This window comes from Cyclonatronum sp., from assembly GCF_022565315.1.
Classification (GTDB): domain Bacteria; phylum Bacteroidota; class Rhodothermia; order Balneolales; family Cyclonatronaceae; genus Cyclonatronum.
Genome location: NZ_JAIUMX010000021.1, coordinates 1 through 18,671, shown reverse-complemented (window position 1 = coordinate 18,671; position 18,671 = coordinate 1). Strand labels below are relative to the sequence as shown.

At 53.4% G+C, this 18,671-nt stretch carries 11 protein-coding genes; 9 read left to right on the top strand and 2 right to left on the bottom strand.

The genetic code is table 11. The annotated features are described in order from the left end of the window. Positions 1-83 precede the first annotated feature (83 nt). On the top strand, positions 84-1,274 hold the full coding sequence (locus LAT75_RS05585) for an ATP-binding protein (RefSeq protein WP_291481647.1): 1,191 nt from the start codon (positions 84-86) through the stop codon (positions 1,272-1,274). 148 nt (positions 1,275-1,422) lie between these two features. On the opposite strand, the gene LAT75_RS05580 is transcribed toward LAT75_RS05585, so the two are convergent. Then, the gene (locus tag LAT75_RS05580) at positions 1,423-5,100 is read right to left on the bottom strand and encodes a multifunctional oxoglutarate decarboxylase/oxoglutarate dehydrogenase thiamine pyrophosphate-binding subunit/dihydrolipoyllysine-residue succinyltransferase subunit (RefSeq protein ID WP_291481646.1); all 3,678 of its coding nucleotides are present in this window, start codon (positions 5,098-5,100) and stop codon (positions 1,423-1,425) included. 543 nt (positions 5,101-5,643) lie between these two features. On the opposite strand from LAT75_RS05580, the gene LAT75_RS05575 reads away from it, so the two are divergent. From LAT75_RS05575 to LAT75_RS05550, 6 genes are all read left to right on the top strand, one after another. Beyond that, on the top strand, positions 5,644-7,437 hold the full coding sequence (locus LAT75_RS05575) for a M3 family oligoendopeptidase (RefSeq protein WP_291481645.1): 1,794 nt from the start codon (positions 5,644-5,646) through the stop codon (positions 7,435-7,437). Positions 7,438-7,542: 105 nt separating this feature from the next. After that, a complete protein-coding gene (locus LAT75_RS05570) occupies positions 7,543-9,081 on the top strand; it encodes a hypothetical protein (protein WP_291481644.1) in 1,539 nt (512 codons plus the stop codon). Then, the gene (locus LAT75_RS05565; protein ID WP_291481643.1) at positions 9,078-10,265 is read left to right on the top strand and encodes a phosphopentomutase; all 1,188 of its coding nucleotides are present in this window, start codon (positions 9,078-9,080) and stop codon (positions 10,263-10,265) included. Before LAT75_RS05570 ends, LAT75_RS05565 begins: the two co-directional genes overlap by 4 nt. Before the next feature lie 253 nt (positions 10,266-10,518). Further along, entirely contained in the window at positions 10,519-11,403 is an 885-nt protein-coding gene (locus LAT75_RS05560; protein ID WP_291481642.1) for an RNA polymerase sigma factor RpoD/SigA, read from the top strand. A 251-nt stretch (positions 11,404-11,654) separates the two neighbouring features. Further along, positions 11,655-12,662, top strand: coding sequence for a hypothetical protein (locus tag LAT75_RS05555; protein WP_291481641.1), 1,008 nt, complete (start codon positions 11,655-11,657; stop codon positions 12,660-12,662). Between the two features lie 212 nt (positions 12,663-12,874). Then, a complete protein-coding gene (locus tag LAT75_RS05550) occupies positions 12,875-14,365 on the top strand; it encodes an outer membrane protein transport protein (protein ID WP_291481640.1) in 1,491 nt (496 codons plus the stop codon). Between the two features lie 153 nt (positions 14,366-14,518). Here LAT75_RS05550 and LAT75_RS05545 read toward each other — a convergent pair whose 3' ends face one another. Continuing rightward, positions 14,519-15,433 (bottom strand): universal stress protein, encoded by a 915-nt coding sequence (locus LAT75_RS05545; protein ID WP_291481639.1) that lies wholly within the window; start codon positions 15,431-15,433, stop codon positions 14,519-14,521. 376 nt (positions 15,434-15,809) lie between these two features. On the opposite strand from LAT75_RS05545, the gene LAT75_RS05540 reads away from it, so the two are divergent. Continuing rightward, on the top strand, positions 15,810-17,381 hold the full coding sequence (locus LAT75_RS05540; RefSeq protein WP_291481638.1) for a sodium:solute symporter: 1,572 nt from the start codon (positions 15,810-15,812) through the stop codon (positions 17,379-17,381). Positions 17,382-17,415: 34 nt separating this feature from the next. Beyond that, a complete protein-coding gene (locus tag LAT75_RS05535) occupies positions 17,416-18,318 on the top strand; it encodes a sugar phosphate isomerase/epimerase (protein WP_291481637.1) in 903 nt (300 codons plus the stop codon). Positions 18,319-18,671 lie beyond the last annotated feature (353 nt).

Genomic DNA, 18,671 nt, shown 5'->3' with positions numbered 1-18,671 from the left:
CGGGTTACTCCTTCCGGGATAATCAAAGGCTGAAATCAATTTTTTTATGTAATTTGGAAATTGAACTTCCAAATTGCATAAAAATGATCGCAAGAGACCTCACTCGAAAAATTTCCGGCCTAATTAAAAAGTTTCCGATGCTTGCCGTGCTTGGTCCGCGGCAATCGGGGAAAACCACGCTCCTCCGGGCACTGTTTCCGGCTTATGCCTACGTTAATCTTGAACTCCCCGAAACAAGAGCATTTGCCGCTTCTGACCCCCGCGGATTTCTTGAACGCTACCAAAAGGGCGTCATTCTGGACGAGATTCAAAACGTGCCGGACTTGTTCTCGTACTTGCAGGTTTTCACGGATGAACGCGGGATCAACGGGGAGTATGTGCTCACCGGATCGCAGCATTTTCTGATGATGGAGCAAATCTCCCAATCTCTTGCCGGGCGGGTCGCACTGCTTTACCTGATGCCGTTTTCAGCCCGGGAGCTTCATCAGGGAGAAAAGCCACAAAACTGGGAGCGCCTTATTTTTTACGGCGGTTACCCCCGCATTTTCGATCAGGACATTCATCCTGCCGACTTCTATCCGGCCTACATTCAAACCTACATTGAGCGGGATGTGCGTAAGCTTCAGAATGTTGCCAACCTGAATCAGTTTCGGAAATTTCTGATGCTGCTTGCAGGCCGTGCGGGGCAGCTCCTGAACGTGAACAGCCTCGCTGCCGATGCCGGCATCAGCAACCACACTGCCGAAGCGTGGATCAGACTGCTCGAAGCTTCATTTATCGTTTTCCGGCTGCCGCCTTACTTCAAAAATTTCAACAAGCGGGTAATAAAATCACCAAAACTGTACTTCTGTGATACGGGCCTGCTCTGCAGTCTGCTCGGGCTTCGCAGGCAGGCTGATGCCGAGCTCCACTTTATGCGGGGCGCCTTGTTTGAAAACCTCGTGCTTCTTGAGTTCCGGAAATTCCTGTCGAATGCCGGCGAAAAGCCTGACCTTTATTTTTGGCGGGATTCGAATCAAAACGAAATTGACCTGCTTTTTGAGCGCAACGGCAGTCTGCACGCCTGCGAAATCAAGAGCGGCAAAACCATCACAAAAGATTATTTCAAAGGCCTTGCTAAATTTCAAAAAATACAGCCCGAATCCCGTCTGCATCTTATCTACGGCGGTGACGAGCAGTACGAGCAGCTGGACATCCGGATAACAGGCTTCACACATCTCACCGGTTCTGCACTTCCGGCCATATTTACTGAGGAAACGGAAGACGCCGAATGACAGCACGCTTCACTTTTATGTAATTTGGAAATCGAACTTCCAAATTGCATAAAATCCCGGCTCCATCACCCTTCCAAAAAAACAACAAAGCCCCGTCGCTCTTGGCAACGGGGCTTTGTTTATAGGGTGATGTTTTTCGAAACCTGAATTACTTCAGGGCTTCGGCCACAAGTTTTTCCTGCTCGGCGGTGTGCAGTTTCATGGTTCCGGCAGCCGGGGAAGCCGACGGGAAACGGCCCGCGTATTTGATTTGGTAGTCATCTTTCAGGTCGTACTCAAAGCGGGAGCGGATGTAGGTCCATGCGCCCATGTTGCGCGGCTCTTCCTGACACCACACAATTTCCCTGAGGTTCGGGTACTGACTGATCTCCGCGCGCACGTCTGCATCCGGGAACGGGTAGTACTGCTCGATGCGCACGAGCGCGATATCTTTGGCTTCCGTTTCCTTGCGCTTGTTGTACAGGTCGTAGTACACCTTGCCGGAACAGAACACGATTTTGCGCACATCAGAAGCATTCACCTCAGCATCACCTAAAACGTAGTTGAAGCGGCCGTTTGCCAGCTCCTCGGTGCTGGAAACTGCCAGCGGGTGCCGCAGCAGGCTCTTCGGTGTGAACAGAATGGTTGGCTTCTTGTTGGGCGAAAGGGCCTGACGGCGAATCAGGTGGAACAGCTGCGCCGGGGTCGTACAGTTGCAGATGCGCATGTTGTCTTCCGCGCAAAGCTGCAGGAAGCGCTCAATACGAGCCGAGGAGTGCTCCGGGCCCTGACCTTCATAGCCATGCGGCAGGAGCATCATCAGGCTTGAGGTCTGCCGCCATTTGGTTTCAGACGACGACAGGTACTGATCGATGATGATTTGCGCGCCGTTCACGAAATCGCCGAACTGAGCTTCCCAAAGCACCAGCGATTCCGGCCGCGATGCGCTGTAGCCGAATTCATAGCCAAGGGCCGCGAACTCACTCAGCAGGCTGTTGTACACCTGAAACTTCGCCTGCCCCTCATCAAGATGGTTAAGCGGCGTGAACTTCTGACTCGTTTCGGTACCGTGCAGCACGGCGTGCCGGTGGGAAAAAGTACCGCGCTCAGAATCCTGACCGGCAAGGCGAATCGGCACGCCCTGCACCAGCAAACTGCCGAAAGCCAGCGCTTCGCCGTAGCCCCAATCGATTTTCTTCTGGTTTTTCTCCACAATTTCACTGCGTTTGGCAAGAATGCGCAGCAGTTTGGGGTTGGCATCAAAATCAGACGGAACCGTATTGATTTTGTATGCAATATCAATCAGCTTCTGCGAATCAATTGAGGTATTGGTTACCTTATTGCGTTCACTTTGGCTGCTGTACTTCCGCAAGGTGTCTTTCTCGCCGATCTGATAGCTTGGCAGCGATTTGGCATCATTGAAAGCCTGCTCGAGAATTTCGTCGAACTCTTTGAAGATTTCGTCAACTTCCTCCTGCGAGAGTTCTTTTTTGCGAAGCAGCTCCTGCGTGTAAATTTCGCGTACCTGCGGGTGATCCTTAATTTCGCGGTACAGGCCCGGCTGTGTGAATGCGGGCTCGTCGCCCTCATTGTGGCCGTGCTTGCGGTAGCAAATGAGGTCGATCACCACATCCTTTCCGAAACGCTGACGGTAGTCGAGGGCGAGGTTCATGGCATGAACACAGGCTTCGGGGTCGTCGCCATTTACGTGGAAAATCGGGGCCAGAATCATCTTGGCCAGATCGGAGGCGTAGCGTGTTGAGCGGCCGTCTTGCGGCAGGGTTGTGAACCCGATCTGATTGTTGATAATCAGATGGATGGTACCGCCGGTCTTGTAGCCCTTCAGCTGCGACATGGTGAGGGTTTCGGCCACAACGCCCTGTCCGGCGAAGGCGGCATCCCCGTGGATGAGCAGCGGGATAACCTTGCTGCCGCTGTCCTCATTGTTCTCGCTGATGAGGTCCTGCTTGGCGCGCACCGCTCCTTCCACAACCGGATTCACCGATTCGAGGTGCGAGGGGTTGGGCATCAGCTCAAGCTTGATTTCTTTGCCGTCAGCTGTTTTGAAAATACTGCGGGTACCGAGGTGATATTTCACATCACCGGAGCCCTGCGCGCTGTCGGGATCGATATTTCCTTCGAACTCAGAAAAAATCTGCTTATAAGATTTGCCCATAATGTTCACGAGCACGTTCAGACGGCCGCGGTGTGCCATCCCGAAAACGACTTCCTCAACACCGTAACCGCCGGCCCGCTCAAGCATGTGGTTGATGGTCGGGATTACCGACTCAGCTCCTTCCAGCGAGAAGCGCTTATGGCCGATGTATTTCTTGTGGAGGAACTCCTCAAACGCAGATGCCTGATTGAGTTTCTTGAGGATGAGGCGGCGGTCTTCTTTATCGAGATCCGGCACGTTCAGCGTGCTTTCCATGCTGTCGGTGAGCCAGTTGCGCTCACTCAGGTTCAGAATATGCGTGTACTCGGCGCCGATTTTGCCGCAATAGGTATCGCGCAGCAGGCTCACGATATCGCGAAGCGGTGCCTTTTCGAGGCCGCCGAGACCGCCGCAGTAAAACTCGCGGTCCATATCCCACATGGTGAGGCCATGATACTCGTAATCCAGCTCGGGATGATGGCCGGGGCCGTGCTTCAGCGGATTGATGTTGGCCAACACATGCCCGTGCGTGCGGTACATATTGATGAGATTGAGTACCGAAACAGCCTTTTTGGTAGCGGCAAGATTGTCGGCATTGCCGCCAATGAGTCCGGAGTAATTATCGCGTCCAAACGGAATCGGATCGTAAGGAATATCCAGATCAGCGAAAATGGAGTCGTAAAAATCGCCGTTGCCGGTAAGCAGCGTATGAATTTTGGACAGGAACATGCCGCTCTCCGCGCCCTGAATGATGCGGTGATCGTAGGTGCTCGTCATGGTCATCACCTTGCTGATACCAAGATGATTCAGCAGCTCTTCGGACATCGACTGAAACTCAGCGGGGTAATCCATAGCGCCGGTGGCCACGATGGTGCCCTGCCCTTTCATCAGGCGGGGCAGCGAGGAAACTGTGCCTATGGTACCGGGATTGGTGATGCTGATGGTTGTTCCCTGAAAATCGGGCACATCCAGCTGACCGTTACGGGCACGGGCGATCAGCTCGTAATAGGCGTGCAGGAACTCCCGGAAAGTCATCTTGTCAACTTTCTTGATGTTGGCAACCACCAGATTGCGGGAGCCGCCCTTGCCGGGCAGGTCGATCGCGATGCCGAGGTTCACATCATTGGGGTACACCTTCACGGGGCGCCCTTTTTCGTCGGTATCGTAGTAGGCGTTCATGGAAGGCACCTCCTTCAGCGCACGGATAACCGCCCAGCCGATAAAATGGGTGAAGGTCGCCTTCGGCTCGCCGCGCTCGGTGAGGTGTTTGTTGATGATGTTCCGGTCTTCAAACAGCATTTTAACCGGAATTACGCGCAGCGAGGTAGCGGTAGGAAGTTCGAGACTTTCATCCATATTCTCCGCGATTTTCGCTGAAGCACCGCGCAAAGGCTCGATCCGCACATCATCAGATTTTTCAGCGGGTTTCTTCGCAGCTTTGGCAGCCGGGGCAGCCTTGGCTTCAGGGGCTTTGGGGGCAGGCGGCTGTGCAACCGCTGAACCGTTGGTTGCGGCCTTCGCCTGTGCAGCAGGCTGAGCGGCCACAACAGAACCGTCGCCGAGCTTGCTGAGATATTCGTCAAAATAATTGCGCCAGTATTCAGGAACCGAATCCGGATCTTCCTGATATTGTTTTAATAATTCTTCGACAAGGGCTGCATTCGGGCCAAATAATTCTTCAAGTGACTTCAAGGCAGTAGTGAGTTGGGTGAGTAAATAGGACTTAAATAATAGTAAAGCCTGAATTTAACGCGGCCTGAATTTCAGTTCGGCAACAAAGAGGATACCTGCAAAAAAACTTTCCCCCTTTAAAATGATGCAGCCGGGAAACAATCGAAAATCAGCACGCTAATTCATTGGTTTTGTAGCATTTTAAGCAGCTTATTGCTGCGTCCGTTAACTTTCATCTGCGGACGTTCATTTTAGCATACATCCTTTGGAAGGACGACTGCTTCAAGAAAGCGCTTTTAACACTGCTTAACTTGCAAAATACTTAATCTGCCGCTTAAATACGACAGCTTTAAAAACAGATACTGCTGTTTGATTTGTGATATTTTTGTTTTCTTTAGAGGAATAGATACCGATACATTCCGGATGCCTGAAACGCCCGATAGTCTGAACAGAGGCTGACGATTTGCTTCATTTCTGAATGATCACTGATCTTTATTTATTAAGGCTTCAAGTCCGGAACCATCTCCTTTTTTACGTTAACTGTTCTAATCAACCCGATTTTTTATGAGTACACAGCACGGAGCTGAAACCATCAGGTGGGACCTGTCCGATTTATACACGGCTCCCGACGACGATAATTTAACCAGCGACATGAAGCGCATAGGCGAAGAAGCCGACGCATTTGCCGCCCGCTGGAAAGGCCGCATCGCAGCCCTTAGTGCGGAAGAACTCAAAGAAGCCCTCGCGGGCTACGAAAAGCTGAACGACCTCAGCAGCAAAATCGGCTCCTACGCCTACCTGAACTGGAGCACCAACACCGAAGATGCCGCTCTGGGCAAACTGCTTCAGCAAACGAGCGAGCTGGGCTCTGAACTCAGGCAGAAGCTCGTTTTCTTCGACCTGGAATGGCTTGCGCTCGATGATGCCCACGCCCAAAGCCTGATTGATGCCCCTGAGCTCGCCTTTTACCGGCACTATCTCGAAAGCTCCCGCAAGTACAAGCCGCACATGCTTACCGAGGCCGAAGAAAAGGTGCTCTCGGCAAAATCCGTGACCGGTGCCCGTGCGTGGGTGCGGTTTTTCGATGAAACCCTCGGTGCAGCACGCTTCGATCTCGACGGGGAGAAGGTGCCCGAGCAGCAGGTGCTCAGCAAGATGCACGCGCCCGACCGCGAAACCCGTCGCAAGGCCGCGGCCTCCCTCACGGCGGGCTTCAAGGAGCTGAGCCGGCCGCTCACCTTTGTGTTCAACACCCTGCTGGCCGACAAAAGCACCAACGATAAGCTGCGCTGCTACCCGAGCTGGGTGACCTCCCGAAACCTTTCCAACGAGATCAAAGACGAAACCGTGGAATCGCTGGTTGAGGCCGTAACCGATGCCTACCCGCTGGTGCAGCGTTACTACCGGATGAAAGCGAAGCTGCTTGGCCTGGATCAGATGCACGATTACGACCGCTACGCACCGCTCGCACAAAATGAAACCGTCGTTACCTGGCAGGAAGCCCGCAAGATGGTGCTTGAGGCCTACGGCGGCTTCCATCCGAAAATGGGCGAAATTGCCGGGCATTTTTTTGAGAAAAACTGGATTGATGCCGCCATCAGGCCGGGGAAACGGGGCGGGGCCTACTCGGCCTCGACGGCTGACTCCGTGCACCCCTACGTATTTATGAACTACGACGGCCGCGTGCGCGATGTACAAACCCTGGCGCATGAGCTTGGGCACGGCGTGCATCAGTACCTTTCGCGCGAGCGCGGTCCGCTGCAGTCAGGCACCCCGCTTACTACCGCTGAAACGGCTTCGGTTTTCGGGGAGATGCTGGTTTTCCGCGACCTCATGGCAACGCTCAGCGATCCCAAAGAAAAGCTTGCCTTGCTGTGCGGCAAGATTGACGACAGCATCGCAACAGTTTTCCGGCAGATCTCAATGAACCGCTTCGAAAATGCCATCCACACTACCCGCCGCGAAAAAGGCGAACTTACCACGCAGCAGTTCAGCGAACTGTGGATGGAAACACAAACCGCACTCTACGGGGAGTCTGTAAAACTCAGTGACGATTACGGGCTTTGGTGGTGTTATATTCCGCACTTCCTGCACTCGCCGGGTTACGTGTATGCCTACGCCTTTGGCGAATTACTCGTGCTTTCGCTGTATGAGCAGTACCGCAGCACACCGCAGGGCTTTGCTGACCGCTACATGGAGCTGCTCAGTGCCGGCGGTTCAGAATCGCCGGAGGTGCTCACTGCGCGCATGGGGGTTGACATCAACGACAAAGCCTTCTGGCAGGCCGGCGTGGCGCTCATCGGCAAGCTTATCGACGAAGCGGAGGCTCTGGCAGCCGAAGTTTCGGCTCAGGCGTAGCAAAACCGGCACAGCCGGGGTAACAGGCAGAAACTGCCCAAGCCCCGCAGTCGGCGAAGGTATGGAAGCACATCACCCGAAAAGAAAACACGATCTAATAAAAAAATGAGCAACAGCTCACCATCTGATTTGGCAACTGCAAACGACATCCACCGGGATAAAACGCTTGAGAAACAGGCAAAACGGCGCTTCAAGGATGCGGCCCGAAACCTGCTCAGGCTGCTTCGGGCATCGGTTGGCGCCCAAACCAGCTACATGTACTGGATAAACCGCAACCGGGAGCAGCTGGTGCTCGAGTGCGCAGACTCCGACCTGCAGGAGGTCGTATTTCAGGACCGCATCACCTTCAAAGAGCACTTTCTCACCCCCTGGCTCGATCTGGACCACCCGGCCCTGATTGACACCGGAAATGAAAACCGGCAGCTTAAGCTCCTCCATCACATCAGCGAGCAGGATCAGCTGGTTAAAACACTCCTGCTCATTCCATTTGTGAATAACGGGGAAACCGTAGCCCTCTCTGTTGCAGAATTCACCAGGGCTGTTGCGGAAGGGGAACTTGCAGAGGAAACGGTGACCGCCTATCACGACTCGGTGGAAAACATCCTGCAAACCTTTCTGGACCTCAGCTTTATGCTGGAGCAGGAAGAGCGCTGGGCAAGGCAGGAAAAAACATCCCAAAACCTGCTTGGCCGCATGAACAGCTGTCAGCTGCTGCGAAGGCTTGTTGTTGAAGCCGCCGCACTAACCAAAAAAGGCGGGGCTGTGCTTGCACTCAAAAACGGAAGCGGTTGGCAACTTGTGTTTCGCGCCGGCGCCATGATACACGAACTGCCTGCCGGTCTGGAACTGACTGAACACTCACAAGCCTGGCTGGCCCTTGAATCGGGTGAGCCTCGGTTTACGCTTCATTTTAATGGGAACCCCAAACGCTTTCATCCGGCGGAAACGCCCGCAACCGGGGCCTCGCTCGCCATCCCGATGGATGTGCTTGATTTCCGGCAGGGATTGCTGCTGGTTTGGGATGAAGACCCGCTGCGTTTCACGGAATCGCAGCGGCACATGTACATCAGTATGTGCCGCGTTGTGAGCCTGCAGCTGGGGCAGCCGCGTTTCGGGCACACGGGCAAACCCGAAGAACCGCTGCTCGGAACCCCGCATGGTGCCTATAACCTGGAACTGCTGGAGCACGTGCTCGAACAGGAATTCGAAAACCGAAAGCCCGAAACGGAGGGGGCAAAACCCTGGCTGGTGATGGTTACCCCGGCTGACTATCACATCCTTCGCACCCGAAACGCGCTGCGCAAAACCAACGAAATTCAGCGTCAGATGATCCTTGATCTGGGTCCGGCCCGTTCCGGACTGAGCGGGCTGGTAGCCTTTCATTCCGACAGCATCTGCCTGGTTTACCTCCGTGCTGAGGAAAAACAGGCAGATAAGTGGCTGCTCCGCTTTGCGCAGCACAGCCGCGAACAGGGCCTGGCGGGCAGGGTTTACCCTTCGGATATTGATTTTATTGCTACAAAATACTGCATCCCCGCCGGCGAAACAGACGTATATAACTGCATTCAGGCTGTTCGAAAGGCCCTAAATGCTGCAATAAAAGAGAACAGAACCATCCTAAAATCAGCAGGGGACTTAAAATGAGCAATTTCTATTTGATTATACTCGATGGTGTAGGCTGCGGGCATCAGGAAGATGCCGCTCAGTACGGAGATGTTGGCAGCAACACCCTTGGGCACGTAGTTAACAGCATGAAACCCGAACTGCCGAACTTCACCCGCCTCGGGCTTGGCAACATCATCCCCCTTGATACTGTGCCGCCGGTTTTGAATTCTCTATGTGGTTTTGGTAAGATGAGGGAGGTCTCAGCCGGCAAAGACTCAACGACCGGGCACTGGGAAATCGCGGGTATCCGCATGCCCGAAGCCTTCCCGACTTATCCCGAAGGTTTCCCGGCTGAAATAGCGCAGACATTTGCTGAGCATACCGGAACATCGGGTATTCTGGCCAACAAGCCGTTTTCCGGCACCGATGTTATCCGGAATTTCGGGGAAGAGCACCTAAAAACCGGCAAGCCCATTGTTTATACCTCCGCCGACAGCGTTTTCCAGGTAGCAACCCACACCGATATTGTGCCGCTTGAAAAACTGTATGCCTGGTGCCGTTTTGCACGCGAAGAACTCATGACCGGTGAGCACGCTGTCGGGCGGGTTATTGCACGGCCCTTCGCCGGCGAGCCCGGTAAGTTCTTTCGGCTGACCGATCACCGGCAGGATTTCTCGCTGGTTGCACCGGAGCCCAACATTATGTCGGAACTGCAGGGAGCGGGCATCAAAACCTACTCCATCGGCAAAATAATCGACCTTTTCGGCGGGGTCGGTTTCACACAGTACCGCAAAACACACAGCAACGCCGAAGGCATCTCTCAGCTGCTTTCCCTGATGCATGCAGCGGAAAACAGCTTCGTATTTGTGAACCTCATCGATACCGATCAGCTGTTTGGCCACCGCAACGATCCTGCGGGTTTTGCCGGATCGCTCGAAGAGTTTGACCGGGCCATACCTGCCCTTTTTTCGAACCTGAAGGATGACGACGTGCTGGTAATAACTGCCGATCACGGAAACGACCCTACTACAGTGAGCACCGATCATGCACGGGAATTTGTGCCACTGCTCGTTTACGGAAAAGGATTGGAAGGGCAATCACTGGGCACAAGGGCGACCTTCAGTGATGTTGCCGCTTCAGTGATGCATTGGGCCGGCCTTGAAAACCTTTTCACAGGCCGTTCATTTCTTGCAGAAAAAAAGAAACCGGAAGAAACACACTAAACAGTGTACTCCGGCAAATAAAGCATCGTATTGTCTGATGAATGCTTCACCAAAGAAAACAGCCATTGCAGGCGCAGCAAGTAAACGCAGCAATCCGCGTTTAAAATTAAATTCTATGCATGAATGGCAGTACTAATTGTAAAAGCAACTTTTCAGGTAATGCACAGCAGGTTTGTTCAGCCCCCTGAAAGGCCTTATATTCATCAGTTAATCGCTAAAGCACAACTCGAATCAACTTAAAGCGGATATCTAAGTGTCAAAGAAAAAGAAAAAAGATCCCAAAAACCCGGCACCAAGCGGTATATCAACGCGTGAATCGCAATCATTGGACCGCTATTTACAGGAAATCGGAAAGGTAAGTCTCATTACACCTGATGAAGAAGTTGAGCTTGCGAAACGCATTCAGGCGGGCGATCAGGAAGCCCTCGAAAAATTAACGCAGGCCAACCTGCGTTTCGTTGTGTCTGTAGCCAAGCAGTATCAAAATCAGGGGCTATCCCTGGGCGATCTGATCAATGAAGGAAATCTTGGGCTGATAAAAGCAGCCAAGCGTTTTGATGAAACCCGCGGTTTCAAGTTTATTTCTTACGCCGTATGGTGGATTCGCCAGTCCATTCTGCAGGCGCTTGCCGAGCAGAGCCGTATCGTACGCCTGCCGCTGAACCGGGTTGGCGCACTCAACAAAATTGGTAAAGAGCTCTCCAAACTGGAGCAGGAGTACGAGCGGCTTCCGTCAGCGGCAGAGCTTTCCGAATCTTTGGATATGACTGTATCTGAAGTTGCCGATACGCTCAAAATTTCCGGACGTCACCTTTCCGTTGACGCGCCATTTGCGCAGGGTGAAGACAACAGGCTTCTCGACGTTCTTGAAAACGAGGAAACACCAAACCCCGATCTTGAGCTGATGAGCGAGTCGCTCAAAGTTGAAATCGAGCGGGCATTATCCAAGCTGAGCACCCGCGAAGCTGAGGTTATCCGCCTGTATTTCGGCATTGGCCGTGAGCACTCCCTCACCCTTGAGGAAATCGGAGAGCGTTTCGATCTTACCCGTGAACGTGTGCGCCAGATTAAAGAGAAGGCCCTCAGGAAGTTACGCCATCACAACAGAAGCATGGCGCTGCGCGCTTACCTCGGTTAGGCTGAGTCACTTTGTTTCAATCGTAAGTATTAGATAAAAATTTTGGGATTCGGACCTTTCCGAATCCCTTTTTTGTTTATTGTACCTGTGTGTCTTTTTGCTATTACATGCGAAAACAATTAGTTTGAAAACAGAATAAAAATGAGTCTTACCGTTGGCACATCATAATCCGAATACTGACGTTAACGGGATATACGGAACAAAAACTGATTCACTCAGTTTAAGGCTGCACAACTCAACGAGGTAATATCATGAAAACGACATTTTTAATTGGCTCCCTTGCAGCGGTACTTTTTCTTTCGGGCTGTTACACCCAGCTTGAAACCATTGAGAGGCCCCGTGGCTGGAACTCTGCCGGGCAAGCCCTGAGTCCGTACACTTCAGATGCGTACAGCTCCTTTTATTCACGTGAGGAAGAAAACGCTTATGCCCTTGGCTATTATAACGGTGTTTTCGATGCCGACCTGCAGTTTCGCAGTTATAACTGGAACCGGCATCACGCCTCAATCGGCTTTCATTGGGGAACTCCTTTTATTGGCTACGGTTTCGGCTCCGGCTATTTCTACGATCCCTACTGGCATCATGCTATGCTGTATGATCCCTTCTTTTTCAGCTATTACGGTGTTTATGCATTCCCTCCCCACATGAGATACCGTCATTGGGCTCATTTCAATAACCCCTGGTGGTTTGGAAGTCGCTACATAATCGTGTACAACAACTGGAATATCGGGTCTGGAAATACAGATATCGTGAGAGGTCCGCGCGCCTCCGGTGTACACCGGGGCAATGTGAACAACATCCGCAGCAACCGAACCGGAAGCAGCGGCCTGGCTGGTGATACCCGCACCAGAATTCGCGGCAACGATTTCGGCCCTGACGCACACCCTGTATCTGTACGCTCCCGCGGGGGCGGCACTCAGCCGACCAGCATTGACCGGCGCACACGGGGCGGATCCGCCACACCTTCCGTAATTCGCAGGCCCGCACCTTCTTCAACGCAGGCAACGCCACCACGTACAAGAGGAAACAACAACACGCCTTCAACCGGAAACCGCAACAGTGGCAGCAGCAGTCAGGGTGAGGCCGGCCGTAGCAGGGGCGGCGGCAGTTCCGGAACACAGGCAACGCCACAGCGCTCCTCATCAGGAAGTAACAGCAGCGGAACACGCACCCGGAACCGCAACGATAACTCTGACAGCCCGGTATCTATGCTCAGCTCACCGCTGATGTACAACGGCGCAACTTTTAGCCTGAGCTAATCAGGCCTGAAAACTGCCGGGTAAACATCCTTCGAAACTAAAAAGCAGCTTTCTGTTCAGGTACAGAAGCTGCTTTTTTTTCGCTGATGAGTTTTTATCTAAACACCTCAGCTACTGAATTACCTTCACACCTTAACCCACAAATAGCACGTTTATACCTGTTATTAAAAAAATCCCCTTTTCCCTATTCTCACGATTGAAATCTATACATCATGGAAAAAAAACTTTTTCAGCTTATTCTGCCGCTTTTGTTAATTGGATTTTCAGTATTTCCGAAACAGGCTGATGCGCAGAACAGATTTGATGCCCTGCGCTTTTCCACACAGCTGCCGGCCGGAGATGCAGCAACCCTGTTTTCGGGCGGAGCCACGGCCGCAACCTACACCGGTTTCGGGGCAAGCATCCTGAACCCGGCAACCCTGGGCCTGGCACAGCACTCTGAGTTTCACCTTGGTATCGGCATGCGCGACGTAAGCGAAAGCGCGGTTTATCTGAACCGGCGCTCCAATTACGATGACGCCCAAACCTCATTCACCAATGCCGGCTTTGTGTACGCGGTGCCAACTGTGCAGGGCAGCCTTGTGGTCGGTTTCGGCTACAGTCAGCTGGCTGACTTCAACCGGGCATACCGGCTGAGCGCCTTCAACCCGAGAAGCTCAATCACGGATATGTTTTTCGACAACAGCTTCTACTTCAACACCGCCTTCAATGCCTTCGCCATTGAGGAGGACGATTTTGGTCAGTTCCCGATTTTCCGGGATGATTTTAGTGCCCCCTTTCGCGGCATCAACCAAGCCGCAACGGTTCGTGAAAGCGGTCAGCTCGGAGAATTCTCCGCGGCTATCGCCACTGAATTTGTCCAAAACCTGTTTGTTGGTGCATCTCTTGGCATTCCCGTTGGTTCATACACCTACCGCCGCAACTTCCTTGAAAGAGATAACGAAGGTCTTTATGGAGCTATCGATACCATTATCGACGGTGAGCCCTTCACCATACCGGCACCGGCAGGGGTAATTTTGCAGGAGCGGATAAATGCTGATATTATCGGGTTTTCTGCCCGTTTCGGAATGATATACCGGGCCATCCCCAACCTTCAGTTCGGCTTGAGCTACAGCCTGCCCACCACCCTCAATATCGATGAAAGCTACTCCGTTTTCATCCAAACCGAGTATGAAAACGGCAGCGCAGAGAATGCACAGCTTCGCGGGGAAACCTCTTACAAGGTGAAGCTTCCCGCCCGCCTCACAGCAGGCTTCGCAACAACCGGCCTGCCCGTTAACATCTCTTTTGCGGCAGAGCGCGTTTCCAACAGCCGCATTCAGTTCCGCGATTTCGACGACCTCGGTTTTGAAGTTCAGGAAAATGAACTCATGAGTGAAGACTTCCGGGATGTGTTCAACCTGCGCTTTGGTGCAAGCCTGAACCTCACCGAAGCTGTTGTACCTACCATCGGCTACGCCTATTTACCGGCCGTGAGCCGTCAGTCGGGCAATGCGCGTCAGCTGCTGAGTGCCGGAATTTCCATTGGCGTTAACCAGGGGCTGCGCCTCGATGCCGGCCTGCAGTACATGTTTTTTAACGACGATCAGATCGTGTACGAGTTTTACGACTATCAGGCCGACGATGGCCGCTTTGCCGCTGAAACCATCCGCACATCTGTGGACCGCTTCCATGCCGTAATCGGCATTTCTTACCGGTTCTGATTCCGAAAAATCAAATCAGTCATAGCTGCCCAAGCTGTTCAGAAAGCTCAGCTTCCTCTGTTTAAAAAACGAGCAAAGGCCGGAACCCGCCAGGATTCCGGCCTTTTTTCTTACGTTCAAACAGGGAAGCCGCTGAAAAAACTTTTCCTCCGGTCAGCTGTACTCTTTTTCGAAGGTTTCGCGCTTCATTTCGGCGTGTTTGGTAGGGTTCACGCTGAGCACAGCACATTTAACCATACGCGCTACGTTCGAAGTCGTGCTGCCGAGCATCAGGTAATCGAGACCGGTGCGGCCGATGGTTGACATCACAATCAGGCTGTAATAATTCTCCTGCGTGTGCTTCAGTACGGCTTCGTGTGCCGAGCGGTTTGTTGTGATAACCGTTGTGTACACCTTGCCGGGTATGCCCTTAAAGAACTTGTCAGCAATCAGGTTGATGTTCTCTTTGCGGGTTTCATAGGTCGATTCGGCTTTTGCAAGCGAGTCAAAGTTATCATACAGGATGGCATGGAAAAGCTCGATATCAGCGCCGGTTGCTTCTGCGAAAGCACGTGCGGCGGGGAATGCCGCCTTGGCATTTTCGGAAAAGTCGGTCGTAACCAAAATCCGCTTAACCGGAGTAAAGGTGGTGTTGTCTTCCACAATCATCACCGGCTTATCAGCCATACGAAGCACTTTCTCAGCAACTGAACCCAGCAGGAACCGCTTGAATCCGGTTCTGCCGTGTGTGCTCATAATGATGAGGTCATGCTCAGAACTCATCTCCACAATGGCATGTGCCGGGTTGCCTATACCAATCATCCCTTTTTCAAGATACTTTTCATCAACTATATCAGTGGCCACATCATCAAGCCGGTTCCGCAAGCTGTCTTCTATGTCTGTCAGGTTCTTTTGGGTTGCTGCGCCCGAACTCATATAGTGAAAACCGTCAAGATCGGTTATCGGAATGTAAGAATGAAACGGGGTTACCCGGCCATCCATGGCTGCGGCTACTTCATTTGCGATATGAAGTGCTTTTTTACTAAGATCAGAAAAATCAATGGGTACGAGAATCTTTGGGTTTTTCATAGCTTGCTCCTTATTGATAAGAATGGGAATCAGTCTTGTACAAACAATTTGACAAAAATTTTGGTCAACCTCAACTAAATTCAAATACACAAATTAGATTTATTGCTTCTTTTCAGCTTGTTTGCTTAAGCGGCTGCTCATTAATCTCAGACCGGTTTAAGCCCGGCAATCCGTAAAATCCAGATGTTCCAATTGTTGCAGTTTTATAATAAGGTCAAATTGTTTAGTTTCTCCCATCGCCGGAAGCACATTCTGCAAGCGCTTTTTTCTGTTTCCATTTCAGATATTTTCAGCTGACCGGCACCTTTTCCATGTGGGCCTTTTACAAACGGCCCGCTTTTGCTGCCCATACTAACTGCTACGAAACCGTCTGTTTATGACCGAAATTACGCTGAGTAATCTCGACAAGATGATTATTGTCGGGTATTTTGTCATTATTGTGATTATCGGGGTAGTTGTATCCCGCAAAACCGAAACGGGCGACGACCTCTTTCTTGCCGGCCGCAGCCTGGGCTGGCTCGCCATCGGTTTCTCGCTGTTTGCCTCCAACATCTCCAGCACTACCCTCATCGGGCTTTCGGGGCAGGCCTACATGACCGGCATCTCGGTTGCCAACTACGAATGGATGGCCGCGGTCGTACTCGTGATAATGGCCGTTTTCTTCATCCCCTACTACATCAAATCACGCATCACCACCATCCCGGAATTTCTGGAACGCCGTTTTGATGTCCGCTCTCGAAAGTATTTTTCCGTCATCACCATTTTTCTCAGCATCGTAGTTGATACCGCCGGCGGCCTGTACGCAGGTGCCATTGTAGTGAACGTCTTCTTCCCCGATATCCCCATCTGGCAGACCATCCTCGCGCTTGGCGTGTTTGCCGGCCTGTACACCGCGGCAGGCGGCCTCAAAGCCGTAGTGTACACCGATGTGCTTCAGGCCGTAATCCTCCTTTTCGGGGCCACCGTGCTCACCTACCTGATGTTCGAAAAATTCGACTTCAGCTGGGCTTCGGTCACCGCAGGCATCGAGCCCGAAAAACTTTCCAAAATCCGCCCGCTCGATGATCCCGCCCTGCCCTGGCTGGGCACCCTCATCGGTGTGCCCGTGCTCGGCTTCTACTACTGGGCCACCAATCAGTACATCGTGCAACGTGTACTGGGCGCCAAAGACATCAAGAACGCGCGCTGGGGTGCCATGCTCGGCGGCACGCTCAAGCTCACCGCGCTTTTCATTATGGTGCTGCCCGGCGTAATGGCCTTCAGCGTGTTCCCGAACCTCGACGACCCCGACATGGTTTTCCCCACCATGGTAGCCAACGTACTCCCGATCGGGATTACCGGGCTGGTGCTTGCGGGGCTCATCTCCGCCATCCTTTCCAGCATCGACTCCACGCTCAACTCGGCTTCCACCCTCATCACCATGGATTTTGTGAAGCCCAAAAATCCCAACATCACCAACGAGCAGACCGCCCGCATCGGCCGCATCACCACCCTCGTACTCATGGTCGTAGCCGTGCTTTGGGCGCCCAACATCGCCAATTTTGAAGGCATCTTCTCCTATATTCAGCAGGCCTTCTCGTACATCGTGCCGCCGGTTGTGGCCATCTTCTTTATGGGCATCCTCTGGGAGCGCGGCAGCCGCAACGCCGCTTTCATTACCCTGGTTACGGGTCACGGCCTGTCTGCCCTGCTGTTCGTGCTCTCTGCCATGGGCCTGTTCCAGCTGCACTTCACCATCACAGCCGGCATGCTCACCATCATCAGCTTTGGCGTATTCTACCTGGTGAGCATCCTCAGCGACGCGCCTAAAGCCGGCGAATTTGCCGATATCACCTGGAAACCCGCCGATGCCCGCCCCTCCGAGCCGATGCCGCTCTGGAAAGACTACCGCCTGCACTCCGTAATCGTGCTGCTGCTCACCGCCGCATCCGTAATCGCATTCTGGTAAGCCCCCCTCCTTCACCTCAACCCATCCTCCCGTCATGAACCTTTCCACCCGCCGCGCCTTCCTCAAAAACGCCGCCCTGCTCGGGGCCGGCCTCATGGTTGCCCCGCAGCTCGCCTGCTCCCGCCCCGACAGCGAGAGCAGCGGCACGGCCGGCACCGAACCCCAAACCCTGCCCTTCGGCATACAGCTCTGGACCCTCCGCGAAGCCTTCCCTGCCGACCCGCGCGGCGTGCTCCGCATGCTCTCCGAACTCGGCTACCGGCAGATCGAAACCTTCGAAGGTCCGCAGGGCATGTTCTGGGGCATGAGCCATACCGAAATGCAGCAGTACATCCAAAGCCTCGGCATGCAGCTCGTAGCCGGCCATTGCAACATCATGGAAGATTTTGAGCGCAAGGCCGCACAGGCCGCTGAAATCGGCATGAGCTACGTCGTAAGCCCGTGGATCGGCCGACAGGAAAGCCTCGACGACTACAAACGCTACGCCGAAATCTTCAACGAGCGCGGCGAAATCTGCCGGCGCGAAGGCATTCGCTTCGCCTACCACAACCACGAGTACACCTTCGACCAGCCCTTCGATGGCGTGCTCCCGCAGGATCTGCTCATACAGGAAACCGACCCCGATCTCGTCTCCTTCGAAATCGACATCTACTGGGTCGTAACCGCCGGCGCCGACCCCATGTACTGGCTCAACAAATACCCCGGCCGCTTCACCCTCTGCCACATCAAAGACCGCGCCGATGTAGCCCCCGATGTACTCCGTGCCTCCACCGTGCTCGGCACCGGCACCGTCGATTTCGCGCAGCTCCTGCCCGCCGCCAAAGCGCAGGGCATGCAGTACTTCTTCGTAGAGCAGGAAGAATACGAAGGCACCACCCCCACCGATGCCGTGCGCAAAAACGCCGAATTCATGAAAAGCCTCGCACTATTCTCCTGAAACCCGCCACCGGTCATCAGCAGGCTTTTTTTTGGGTGAAGGATGACGGCTTCTGTGCCCGCTCCCGCTCCCTGCCCCCGCATGGCACCGGGCCGGGCTGCTTTGCCGGTTCTTCGCGGCAGCGCTCCGTGCCCCCAACACCTGTCAGCAAAAACAAAAGGCGACCCAAGGGTCGCCTTTTGTTTTTGAAGCGCAAGACCGAAGGTCCGTACCTCTGGTCTGCTACCGGTTGTTGCGGAAGGTTTCCCGCCCGGGGCCCACGCCTGTAATCGTGAGGCTGCGCCAGGCGCGCGGCAGAGGGGTCTCCAGCTGCTTGATGCCGGTGTCCGTAATTTCGAGACCGCCGAAACCGG